This window comes from Novimethylophilus kurashikiensis, from assembly GCF_003112435.1.
Lineage (GTDB): Bacteria > Pseudomonadota > Gammaproteobacteria > Burkholderiales > Methylophilaceae > Novimethylophilus > Novimethylophilus kurashikiensis.
This window is the reverse complement of the sequence record NZ_BDOQ01000019.1, coordinates 30,552-43,602: the sequence shown is the minus strand read 5'-3', so window position 1 is coordinate 43,602 and position 13,051 is coordinate 30,552. Positions and strand designations below refer to the sequence as shown.

Annotated in this window: 7 protein-coding genes; 4 read left to right on the top strand and 3 right to left on the bottom strand. The window is 55.2% G+C overall.

Annotated elements, in window-relative coordinates:
* Positions 1-19: 19 nt before the first annotated feature.
* Entirely contained in the window at positions 20-565 is a 546-nt protein-coding gene (locus tag NMK_RS15345) for a response regulator (RefSeq protein ID WP_109016648.1), read from the bottom strand.
* 649 nt (positions 566-1,214) lie between these two features.
* The gene (locus NMK_RS15340; RefSeq protein ID WP_109016647.1) at positions 1,215-1,361 is read right to left on the bottom strand and encodes a lmo0937 family membrane protein; all 147 of its coding nucleotides are present in this window, start codon (positions 1,359-1,361) and stop codon (positions 1,215-1,217) included.
* A gap of 209 nt (positions 1,362-1,570) precedes the next feature.
* Between NMK_RS15340 and NMK_RS15335 the strand changes: the two genes are divergently transcribed.
* A complete protein-coding gene (locus NMK_RS15335; RefSeq protein ID WP_109016646.1) occupies positions 1,571-1,909 on the top strand; it encodes a hypothetical protein in 339 nt (112 codons plus the stop codon).
* Between the two features lie 8 nt (positions 1,910-1,917).
* Here the strand turns inward: NMK_RS15335 and NMK_RS15330 are convergent, their stop codons facing one another.
* On the bottom strand, positions 1,918-3,264 hold the full coding sequence (locus tag NMK_RS15330; protein ID WP_109016869.1) for a phospholipase D-like domain-containing protein: 1,347 nt from the start codon (positions 3,262-3,264) through the stop codon (positions 1,918-1,920).
* Positions 3,265-3,580: 316 nt separating this feature from the next.
* Between NMK_RS15330 and NMK_RS15325 the strand changes: the two genes are divergently transcribed.
* From NMK_RS15325 to NMK_RS15315, 3 genes are read left to right on the top strand one after another with little or no spacing between them, the layout of a single operon-like run.
* On the top strand, positions 3,581-6,187 hold the full coding sequence (locus tag NMK_RS15325) for a TonB-dependent receptor (protein ID WP_109016645.1): 2,607 nt from the start codon (positions 3,581-3,583) through the stop codon (positions 6,185-6,187).
* 2 nt (positions 6,188-6,189) lie between these two features.
* On the top strand, positions 6,190-9,894 hold the full coding sequence (locus tag NMK_RS15320; RefSeq protein WP_109016644.1) for an ATP-binding protein: 3,705 nt from the start codon (positions 6,190-6,192) through the stop codon (positions 9,892-9,894).
* Entirely contained in the window at positions 9,891-13,001 is a 3,111-nt protein-coding gene (locus NMK_RS15315; protein WP_109016643.1) for an EAL domain-containing protein, read from the top strand. The genes NMK_RS15320 and NMK_RS15315 overlap by 4 nt, the downstream gene beginning before the upstream one ends.
* Positions 13,002-13,051: the final 50 nt, after the last annotated feature.

The window sequence follows — 13,051 nt, the reverse complement described above, 5'->3', positions numbered from 1 at the left end:
GTCGCCGCGCTCCAGTGCCTCAGCGACATGGATGGTGTCTTTGAATGCAGTACCGTCTCCGACAACTGGTTGAGCTGCTCTGAAAGCTCCTTGGTATAAGGGTTTCGTGCAGCGGTCCGGCGTTGAAATAACTCGTGTTGAACAGCATGCGCTCGGCCAAAGAAGGCTCGATGAAATTACGACCTTTGCTGACCTGCTCGACGGCCGTGAGCAACGTTTCGGGCGAGGAATCCTTGACGACATAGCCCGAAGCCCCTGTCCTTAATGCGCGGCGGACGGTTTGAGATTCGTTATGCATGCTGACCACGAGAATGGGCAGCGCCGGATTACGTGCCCGAATGCGGGCAATCAATTCGGTGCCATCCAGCCCAGGCATATTCAGGTCGAGCAACAGCAGATCGAAGCCCCCGCGAGCTACCGCGTCTAGGGCTTCGAGTCCGGTGGCAGCCTCCCCGACAACCTCGATATTGTCGGAAAATCCAAGCAGATGCTTCATCCCTTCCCGCACGATCGCATGATCATCCGCGATCAGGACCTTAACCTTGGTGGGCTCTATCCCCTTCATTGCTCTGACACATCCACTGTTCGAGCGTCGCTGTAGCGCTCTTGTTATTCAACTTTAAGAAAGGATTGGACTTGGGTGCGCTCACGTTGGAATAAATCGGAAGTCGCAAAGGCACCGACAAAGAAGCCACAAAACTCTTAACCCTTTGTTTTTTGTTGATAATCATAATGAATTCGCCTGGATGCCACCATTGGAAATTGGTTGACCTTGGTAGGGCAATCCTTACCACTGTTTACATTCTGTTACCCATAAATCAGTAAGTTATGTCAAAAATTTTAAGTGGTGCCAGGGAGAGATCGTTAAATTCCTTTCTGTTCTTATAGCGGACTTAATGCCGTGTTTCGGGGAGCCTCATCGATACAAAAGTTTTTGGCCTCCCTGACGGCAATCATTCCAATCAACCCCCAACCACGCGGAATGAGCTCTCCTTGGACTAGGAATCCTCCTAAATTATCACGGTAAAAATTTTTAATTTCGATACAAAAAATCTGAAATCGTAGGCATTTGCCCAATTTTAAAGATAGATATAAAGGGAATAGAAAAGAGAAAATTCTAGGTGTTGATGGAGGAGCTCAAGCGAAAAGCTGGGAAGGATGGATTAGGAAAAACGCCAACGGAACTCCATTGGCGTATAAACGCGCGCTCTTCCTTACACGCCTCGTCCCCGTATCACCCGGATCAGCAGCGAGATAATCGCAAGCACCAGCAAAATATGAATAAATCCGCCCAAGGTGTAGGAAGTGACCAAACCTAGAATCCACAACACGATGAGTATGATGGCAATGGTTTCCAACATGGCTAGCTCCTTTGATTTTGGGTAACTTCAGCCTAGATTAAGCTGATCCGTGTTGTATGTACGCTAGCGAACACGGAGCAAGAACAGGTGCAAAAAGACCTAGGCCCAATGGGCGATAACGCACCGAGATGAGGATGGACCGTTGCTAGATTAAGTGTTCTGCTGGAGAAATTTCCCAATTTCGTCTTTCTACCGCAGGAGACTCTACGATGAAGAATTCCATTTACCTGACCGCGCTGCTGGCTGCACTGGGCTTGAGCGCGTGCGACAAGCCGACCGTCGTCAATGTTCCGCCTACACCTGCCGAACCAGGTCCGGCAGGCCCGCCGGGGCCGCAAGGTCAACCGGGAACACCGGGGCCGCAGGGCGAGCCGGGAACGCCCGGAGCATCCTCCTCGACGACGCCTCCGCCAAGTTCGACAGGCAGCCCCGACACCAGTACACCGCCAAGCAACAGCTCTTCCAGCCCTTCGGATTCGACCACCTCCGGCTCGTCTACGAGCGGAACCGGAAGCAATTCCGGCAGTTCCCAGCCGACCTCGCCCTGAGGAACGTGCTAGAACAGCTTTTGCAGTATCCGCGTTCCGACTTCGCCCAAGCGCTCCCACAGGGAGCGCTTGCTCCAGGCGGCAAGGTTTATCTGGGCGGCACGCTTGAGGTCTTCTTCGAACATTTTCTGCAAGGCATCGGCCGTATCGCTGCCCAATATCACAACGTCTACCTCGTCGTTGTACAGCACGCTGCGGTGATCGAAATTGGACGACCCCACGACCGACCATACGCCGTCGATCACCGCCGTTTTCGAATGCAGCATGACATTGGGTAATTCATAAATCTTGACGCCAGCCTCGAGAAGATTGGTGTAGTTGGAGCGCTGGATAAACAAGGCACTCTTGGCGTCGCTCAAATGCGGCAGCAAGATACGCACATCCACACCTCGCTTGGCTGCGCTTGTCAGGGCTTCCATTTCTTCATCCGTCGGGACGAAATAAGCGGCAGTCAGTGAGACATTTTTTTCCGCGTTGCGGATCGCGGAAATCAGGGTAACGTAATATCGCGAGGCAGCAGTATGCGGAGAACTGCCAATCACGCGCGCCAGTTCGTTGCCTTTGCGCCCCGTGTCCGGGTAAAAATTACGAGTATCGAGTTGAGGACCACCCTGTTCCACCCAGTGATCGACGAACAGTTTCTGCAATTGGGCGACGACCGGTCCTTCCAGTTGTAGATCGGTATCATGCCAACTTACAGCCCCGCCTTCGGTCTTTTCCTTGGACTTGCCCTCGAAGGGCGCGCTTTGGTAATCCACGCTGAGATTGATACCGCCGACGATCGCCAAACGTCCATCCACGATGAATATCTTGCGATGATCGCGGTCGTTGATGGAATAGCGGCTGTTCGCCTTTAGCGGATTGACTGGGTTGAACTCCACCACCTTGGCCCCGGCTTGGCGTAAACGGGTAAAGAATTCGGAGGGGGTATCGATGGAACCGATGCTGTCGTAGATCAAATTGACCTGCACACCCTCCCTTATTTTCTGCGTAAGCAGCTCACTCAGCTTGGTCCCCTCGTAGGCCACATCCTGAAAAATATAGTATTCGAGGTTGATGTGGTCCTTGGCAGCCCGTGCAGCCTGAAAAATCGCCTTGAATGTCGCCGGGCCATCCTGCAATAACTGGGTACCGTTTCCGGCAATCAGCGGGCTTTCAGCGACGGCCTGCTCGATAGCGAGGTGACGTTCCAAGGAACTCACGACCTTGCCGTCGTTGCTCAGCTTGCCGAGGACGGCTGCGCTCTGCTTTGCTGACAAAGGACCATGCGTTCCCATGATGCGTACGTTATTGGGCGGATTGGACTGCTCGATAACCTCATCCGCGTCCGGAACGCTGGCACAGGAGCTCAACATCAGAAACAGCCCACAAGAAAATCCGATGCTCAGCATCCAACCGAATACCGAACCTGACCGCTTTCTGCATCGCCCACGCATTGCCGTAGACTGAATGTTTAATAGCGCTCTCATCATGCGTCATATAAAACGCCGGTCGCTGAATCTCATCTGTCCGCTTCCGCACACAAGCTCATGCAGACAACGTTCCCAATAGTCCCCTTGTTAATTCCCTCTTAAACTAATTGATATATGGGGATAAACTGATGCCTTATCCCGCGTCGATACTTAAAAAAAGAAATCCAATGCACAGCGGAACAAGACAACCGGAGGGGCCATGAACTGTTCATGGTGGGTAGGAGCACTTCTCGCCTTGATGCCATGTCTGGCGCAAGGCGCCAATCCAGGATCACAGACGCAACAAGAACATAATTCAGCCATCTGCACCGGAAGCGATTGTGCTGAAAATTCGGCCAGTGAGACTGCTGCATTGACCATTCCGTCAGTCGACGTCGTCGGCCAGCGCGCGAGTCACATCACATCCCAGCAAATCCGCCAGGAAAACCTCGACATCGTCGATGCCGTCGTCGCCGACGAAATTCATAAATTGCCTGATATCGGCGTGGGCGAGGCGCTACAGCGCATCCCCGGCATACAGATCAACCGAGACCGCGGGGAGACAACCCAGATCACTATCCGCGGGTTATCGCAGGTCGAAACCCTGTTGAACGGGCGCGAAGTGTTTACCGCAGGCAGCGGGCGTAACCTCGATTTTTCCGATTTTCCGTCGGAAATGATTTCGGCCATCAACGTCTACAAAACCTCATCGGCCGAACATATCGAAGGCGGTATCGGCGGCATGGTAGATCTACGCACCCATCGACCGTTTGATTTCGAAGGACGCGAGGTCGTCATCTCCGGACGCGCACTCCAGGGCGATCTCATCGATAAAACTAAACAGCAGTTTTCTATCCTCGCCAGCGACCGCTGGGGCACACCGGGAGAAGGCGAGTTCGGCGCGCTCGTTAACCTGGCCCACCAGGAGCGCGCATGGCGGGAAGACCAGGCATCGTTGGGAAAATACGCATCCAGATCCACGCTGGCAGGCACCTTCAATGTCCCCACTTCCATTCTCGAGTCCACAAGCACGGGTACACGAAGCCGCAACAACGCCAATATCGTGCTGCAATGGCAGCCGACTGAAAAGCTTGATCTTTACGCAGAAGCGAACTACACCGAGTTCCGTACGCGGCAACAGGCGTACCAGTTCTACACCAAGGACAACACCTCTCCGACCACTTTTTCCGGAACACCGACAGCATTCCCGGGCACCAACGATCTCCAGAGCATCGACTGGACAAACGTTGCCATTTCAACCCAGGGATTTGCCCGCGATACCATAGACCGCACCAGTCAGGTAGCGGTCGGTGGCAGCTGGACGGAAAAAGCCCTTACGCTCAAGACCGATCTCAGCTATACCAAAAGCTTCAATCACCTGTTTTACCTTGGCTCTGTGTTGAACGGCACGACAGCGCATCTCCAGCAGTCGCTTTCCACATCGAGGGCGTCCGACCTCAATGCCTCGGGAACAGATCTACTCAATCCTGCCACCTATACTTTTGCTGGACTCAGCTACCGAACCCGTCCCTTCGACGGCGATTTAAAAGCCGCCCAATTAGACGCTGAGTATCAGTTCTCGAAAGGATGGCTGGATGTACTTTCCGCAGGCTTGCGCTATGCAGAACGCTCCGCCACCGACGCGCCTGGGCTGATTATCACACCTATTGTCTACACAGCTCCGGCCACAGCAGGCTCTACTGCCCCGAATCCTTACGGTAATTTTTTCCCAGGTTCTGATGGAGTCGGAAACTACCTCACGGGCAATATCAGCCGCGACACTAACGGTTTGTTGAACGCGTTAGGTCTTCATCCCAACCTTCCCACCAGCAACCCATTGGGCACCTGGACGATGACGGAAAAAACAAGTTCCGGCTATCTGATGGGTACGTTCAAAATATCCCGCCTAGATGGCAATGCCGGGGTCCGCATCGTTCACACCGATGAAGAGACACAAGGTTTCAGCACTCAGAGCGCCGGCATCTATTCCCCATTGGACACGTCCAGCGCTTATACCGACACATTGCCCAGCTTCAATCTGCGTTACGATCTAGGATCAGGCCTCTACCTGAGGACCGCTGCTTCAAAATCGCTCACCCGGCCAGATTTTAATCAGCTATCGCCTTCGTTGTCGTTGGACAACAGCTCGAGTACAGGCAGCGCGGGCAACCCCTTCCTGCGTCCTATCCGGTCGAACAGTTTCGACATCGCCCTGGAAAAGTATTTCAATCCCAGCACCTCGGTCTACCTCACCGGTTTTACTAAGCGCGTCGACGGTTTCCTGGCGACCACGTCTCGTCCCGAAATATGGAACAACCATCTTTATCAGGTCACGCGTCCTTATAACACCAATGTAGCCGACATCGCCGGCGCAGAGCTCGGCTATCAACAGTTCTACGATTTTCTGCCCGGTTGGCTAAGCGGGTTGGGCTTGCAATTCAACTACACCTATATCGACAGCGGCACGCACAACAAGCTGCTTGATAAGGACATGCCCTTACAGAATATTTCTCGAAACAGTTATAACCTGATCGGCATGTACGAGAAAGGGCCTCTCTCGGTCCGCGTGGCCTACTCCTGGCGGGACAAATCCCTAATGGATGTGACTACACTGGCCGGTATCGGACCAACGCCCATTTACATGAAGAGCTATGGTTGGCTGGACGCCTCCGCGTCTTATCGTATGTCGAAACAAATCACGCTAACGCTGGAAGGCATGAATCTCCTGCGCACCGTGCGGCAATCCTACTACGGGGTCGAAACCCGCCCCAAGGACAGCTTCATCAACGACAGGCAGGTGAGCGCCGTGATCACCATCCAGTTCTAGCCATGCGCCGCCTCGCTGACAATTCGCGCATTGTCTTCCTGCTGCATGCAGCATTGGCTGTTTTTGCAGCATTGCTGCCGTATCCGTTACAGGCCGCCAACCAGACAGAAAACTGGCGCGCACAAATCATTCAAATCCGGCAACTTGCAGAAAATAATGTGCCCCTTGCTTATGAACAGGCAATGGCGCTTAAAAATGCATTGCCCGATCAAGTTGCTCCTGGCGACCTCGCACGCGTACTGAACCTGTTGGCTCGTACGGAAATCCACCTTGCGGAAACAGAAGCAGCAGGCAGGGATGCGCAGCAGGCCTTGCAACTGGCGACTCAAACAGGTGATCGCGTTGATATGGCCGAGGCCGAATTGAACATCGCGCTCAATGCCGTCAACCAATCCAATATCGAAGAGTTAGAGCGGGCTGCCACGCACAGCCTGGAGTTGCTCAAGGACGTAGACCGCCCAGACCTGCTGGGCGAAGCGATGCTGCGCGCGGCCATGATGTACCGGCGCGTCGGGAAAATCGACGAGTCCGTAAAAATGACGGTACAGGCGATGGAAATCGCAAAGCGCAGCACCAATCCCCTGGTGCAGCTCTATGCCCATCAAGGGATGGCTGTTTCTCTCGATTTGAGCGACCAACCGCAGCAGGCGCTCGCGCATTTTTCGGAAATGCTGTCCTATGCCAAGACCGCCAATCTGAAAATGCAGGAAGCCTATGCATTGACCGGCATGGGCGGCCTGCAGGCAAAACTGGGGCAACGGGCAGAAGGCGAAGCTACGCTGAGAGAGGCCATACGATTATTCACAGAAATCGGCACCCCCATCGGCATCGCCCATAGCAAACATGCTCTCGTCACATTGATGCTATCGCAGGGAAGGTATCGCGAAGCCCAGTCGATATTGTCGGAAATCATTGCCATCTTCAACCGACACCCGCACAAGATCGGTCTTCGGTACGTGCTGTTGACCCGCAGTCTCAACGAACAAAAATTGGGCAATATGAAAGCCGCCCAGGCCGATGCCGAGCATGCCTACCGGCTGTCGCAGGAGATCGGCTTGTCCATTTACATCAGCGAGAGCGCCCAGCGCATGGCCGAATTGACAGCCATGCAGGGCGATTTCAAACATGCCTATGCCTATCAATCTGAAGCGACCACGGCAGCAAATAAAATCAGCCGCGAGAAAATCAACAGCCGCGTACTGGAGTTGATGGATTTTTACGAAACCGAAGGCAAAAAACAACAAATCGACGAATTGAAACGTCGCAACGAACAACAGGCAGCAGAACTCAAACAACGCGAATTGCGGCAACGCTTGCTGTGGACCGTACTCGGCGGCAGTATTTTCATGCTCGCGGGCATTACGTTCTTCCTCTTCCGCCTGCGTCACTCACACCGTATGCTGGCCGCAGTCAACGAAGCCTTGCACGGTTCGCAAGCCGCGCTGGAGAAGCAAACCGAAATCCTGCAATCCATTCTCGACAGCATGGGAGATGGCGTATCCGTGGCAAACGAGCATTCGGAACTGGTGCTCATGAATCCTGCGGGGAAAAACATTCTGGGCATCAAGAATTCGATGCAGAATGCCGCTGACTGGAGCCGCTACTACGGCCTGTATTTGCCCGACCAGGTCACGCCTTACCCCACGGCCGAATTGCCTCTCATCCGAGCGATTCAGGGAGAGTCGCGCGACGGCGTGGAGATTTTCGTGCGTAACCCGATGCTGGCCGAAGGGCGCTGGCTCAGCGTTACCGGACGCCCGCTTTATGACAAAAACGGTGAAGTGCGTGGTGGCGTGGCTGTATTTTCCGACATCACCGCCCGCAAGCATGCCGAAGAGGAAATCCACTCCCTGAACGCCAGCCTGGAACAGAAAATCCAGGCACGCACAGCCGAACTACGCCAGCAAGCCCGCTACCTTCGTACCCTGATCGACGCCCTGCCCTTGTGGGTCTGGCTCAAGGATACACAAAGCCGATACCTGGCCATTAATCTGGCCGCGGCCAGCACGCATGGGCTGCGCCCCCAGGAACTGATCGGCAAATCCGATTTCGACGTGCACGCTCCGGATATCGGAGAGACTGTGCGGGTGGACGATCTGCAAGTAATGGCCTCGCGCACGTCGAAAACCGCAGAAGAAATCCAGACCACCCCGAACGGTGAAGTGTGGATGGAAACCTTCAAAAGCCCCGTGCTGGACGAGGACGGCACTGTGCTCGGCACGGTCGGCTTTGCCCGCGACATCAGCGACCGCAAGGCCACGGAAGCCGCGCGGGAAGCTGCCTTGGCAGAGGCCCAGCGACTTGCCAAAGCCCGCAGCGACTTCCTCGCCCAGATGAGTCACGAATTGCGTACGCCCCTCAACGGCATTTTGGGGTATGCGCAGATCCTGCTGCGAGACAAGAGCTTGAGCGAACGGCAGACGACGGCGATCAACGTGATCATGAAAAGCGGTGAGCACCTGCTCAACCTGATCAACGACATCCTGGATTTCGCCAAGATCGAGGCCAGGAAAACCGTTCTCTATCCCAGCGACATTCCGTTTATCCGATTCCTGGACGGGTTATGCGAGATGGTCGCCATCAAGGCCACGCAGAAAAAACTTGTTTTCAGGCATGCGTTCGCGGATGACCTGCCCCAGGTAATCCACGCGGACGAGAAGCGGTTGCGGCAGATCCTGCTCAACCTGCTGTCCAACGCCGTCAAATTCACCGACCATGGGGAGGTAATCTTCAGGGTATCCCTGGACAAACAGGGCGTCATGCGCTTCGAAGTCAGCGACACCGGCCCAGGCATTGCAGAAGAGGAACAGCAAGCCATCTTCCAGCCGTTCGAACAAGGGGGCACCATGCGCCACCGTATTGGCGGCACCGGGCTCGGGCTCGCCATCAGCCGTGAATATGCGCGGCTGATGGGGGGGGAAATCAACGTGCATAGCATCTTAGGGCAAGGCAGCACGTTCTGGCTTGAACTTAAGGTGGACGCCCTTGACCATCAGGCCCTGCCGGCGGCTATCGAACATCATATCGTCGGCTACGAGGGGCCGCGCCGCCACATTCTGATCGTCGATGATGTCGTAGAAAACAGGCTTTTGCTGGTCGACAAACTCTCGGAACTGGGTTTTCTCGTCACCGAAGCCGCAAACGGAAAAGAGGCCTGGGAAATCGCGCTCCAGCAGCACCCCGACCTGATCTGCATGGATGTGATCATGCCGGACATCGACGGCCTGGAACTGACCCGTCGGTTACGTTCGAGGCCGGAGTTTGCAGACACCCCTATCGTCGCGGTATCAGCCAGTATTTCGGATGAACACCGGCAGACTGCCCTCGACGCCGGCATGAACGCGTTTATTGCCAAGCCGATCGATTTCAATGCGTGTCTGCGCACGCTGGCAGAATTGCTGCAATTGCAATGGCGCGGCGATCATCCCGAGGCTCAGGCTCCCATACAGCCTTCGGTGGTCGTCCTGCCGCCACCCGAGCTAATGACGCAACTGCACAACCTGGCATTGCGCGGCAATATGCGGGACATCCTGGAATGGCTCGCTGGACTCACCGCCCAAGACCCGCGTTACACAGCATTTGCGGAACAGTTGTCCACGTTGGCTAAACGCTATCAATCCAAAGCCCTGCTCCAATTGGTTGAAGAATCCATGCCGCCACGATTGAGCTCGCCGGTAGGGGGTGATCAGAGGACACTTTCATCATGACCGAGTACATACCCACTGCAATGGAATCGCGGACCATCCTCATCGTGGACGACATGCCCACGAACATCGCCGTGGTCGAGGACAGCCTCTCTGCCCGTGGATTCAACATCGTGGTGGCCCAGGATGGCGAAGAGGCGATGCGGCGGGCGCGCCTGGTTCATCCAGAACTGATCCTGCTGGATATCATGATGCCCGGCATCGACGGAATTCAGGTCTGCAAGAAACTCAAGGCCGACGAAGACACGCGCGACATTCCGGTGATCTTCATGACTGCGCTCGCTGAGATTGAACGCAAGGTCGAAGGCTTCGAGGCAGGGGGCGTGGACTATATCACCAAGCCGCTCGACTTCAACGAAGTACTGGCCCGCATTACCACGCATCTTAAGCTCCACGAGCTGCAACGACAGCTTGAAGCGCAAAACCGGGAATTGCGGCATTACCGCGAGTGGCTTGAGGACCAGGTAGCCCAACGTACGGTGGAATTGAGCTCCAGCAATGCACTGTTGCAGCGCGAGATCGAGGAGCGCAAGCATATCGAATCGGTGTTGCGCGAAAGCGAGCAGAAATTCCGCACGCTGGCTGAAAACTCGCCCGACATGATCATCCGCTACGACCTCGATTGCCGGCGTGCCTTCGTCAATCCCGCCTATTACCTTAAAACCGGAACGCCTTACGGCGCGGCACAGAACAAACGCCCGGACGACCTGTGGAAACCGTCCAATATTTCTCCCGACGAGTTCAAGGCACGGCTGCGCCATGTGATGGACACCGGAATGCCGGCCGAAATCCTGCTGGAATTCACATTGGCCGACGGCCGCATCTGCTATGAATCGCTGCTGGTCGTCGCCGAACGAGACTCGCGCGGAGAGATTATCGGCACCCTGGGAATCGGCCACGATGTGACGGAACTAATTCGCCATGAGCACTTGGAGGAAATCCGTCTGAGGATTTTCGAGTTCATGGCACGCGGCGGCGAGCTCAACCAGATTCTGAGTCTCATTGTGACTTACGTGGAACAGGCCAGCCCCAGCTTTCTTGCCAGCATCATGCTACTTGACGCGGAAGGCAAACACTTACTGTCCACACATAGCCCAAGCCTGCCCAAGGACTACAGCGAAGCCATCGACAACTTGCCGATTGGCGAAGGGATCGGCTCCTGCGGTACCGCAGCATGGCGCAAGGACACGGTGATTGTGGAGGACGTTCGTACTCATCCCTATTGGTCGCGTTACAAACATCTCGCCACCGCGGCAGGCTTGCTATCAAGCTGGTCGGAACCGATTTTCGATTCCACGGGAAAACTGCTGGGCACGTTCGGCATCTATCAGCGCAAAACCGGGTATCCCAGTCCGGAAGACATGGAACTGGTGCGCCGCGCCAGCCATCTTGCTTCCATCGCTATCGAACGCGAACAATCTGAAAAAACCCTGTTCCAGCAGCAACAGGAATTGCGCTCGCTGATCGAAAACACGCCGGACACCATCACCCGCTACAACGCCGAATGCCGACGCATTTTCGTCAATCCAAAAACCACGGAAGATCTGGGCGTCTCGAGGGAGGCTGCCCTTAACAGCACGCCCTCCGAATTGCCTGGCGGCGAGGCTTTCGAGCAATTCGAGCAGCAAATCCGTAGAGTCTTCGACACCGGCAACCCAGACGATTTCGAGCTGGCCTGGCGCACCGGCAACGGCAAGCAAACCGTCAGTTATATCCGTCTCACCCCTGAATTCGGCGTGGACGGACAGATTGTCAGCGTGCTTGCCGTTGGACGGGATATCACCGAAATCGACGAATATCGGCAAAACATCCACCATCTGGCTTTTTACGACGTGCTGACCGACCTGCCTAATCGTGCGCTCCTGGTCGACCGCATCAAGCAATCCATTGCCGATGCTGCGTGGCATGCAGGCCAATTCGGATTCATGATGCTGGACCTGGATCGTTTCAAGGAGATCAACGACACCCTGGGCCATAACATTGGGGACGAGTTGCTCAAGGAAGTCGCTTCCCGCCTGCTGCAATGCGTACGCAGCTACGACACCGTGGCTCGCCTGGGAGGCGACGAGTTTTCCCTGCTGCTGCCTGCCATGCGCGACAGCGACGATCTCACCAACATCGCCCAGAAAATCCTCGGCTGCTTCGAACCGCCGTTCAATATCGCCGGTAAGGAGATTTTCATTTCGTGCAGCATCGGCATTGCACTTTATCCGCTCGACAGCAGTGATATCGACACCCTGTTCCGTTATGCGGATTCAGCGATGTATCACGCCAAACAGCAAGGCCGCAATAATTTCCAGTTCTACTCCGAAGAGCTGACGGTGCGTTCCGCCGAGCGAATGGCGCTCGAGATCGCATTGCGCAAGGCGCGCAAGAACGAAGAATTCGAGCTTTATTTCCAGCCGCAGATTGATATTGCCAGCGGCCGTATCATCGGAACCGAAGCCCTGTTGCGCTGGAACCAGAAAGATCAGGGCATGATCATGCCCGACCGCTTTATTCCAGTGGCGGAGGAAACCGGGTTGATTGTGGGCATCGGCGAGTGGGTGCTGGAATCCGCCTGTCGCGCCGCGACCAAGTGGAATCAAGACCGCAAACAGGGCAACGTGAAAGTCGCTGTGAATTTATCCAGCCGCCAATTCATCCAGAACGACCTCGTCGGCGACATCGTCCGCATCCTTGAAGCCACGCAATGTAAGGCTGAATGGCTGAAACTGGAAATCACAGAAAGCCTGCTGCTCGATGACGACCAGGATATTCTCGAAAAGCTGACGGCCCTGCACGGCCTGGGGCTTGAGATTTCCATCGACGATTTCGGCACCGGCTACTCCTCGCTCAGCTACCTGCATCGTTTCCCGGTGAGCCAGCTCAAGATCGACCGTTCGTTTGTGCGCGACATTCCCACCAACGAAGACAAGGCAGAACTGGTAAAAGCCATGATCTCCATCGCCCAGGCCTTGCATCTCACCTTGGTAGCGGAGGGCGTGGAAACCCAGGAACAGTCGAATTATTTGCTGGCCAACGGCTGCGGCGTAGCGCAAGGCTACCTCTACGGCAGACCCATTCCGGCAACAGCCTTCGAGGAACTGCTGCAAAGGCAAGGGATTTGAAATCGCCATGCTTTGGCGTATCGTCCCGTTTCCAATTACAAGAAATGCCC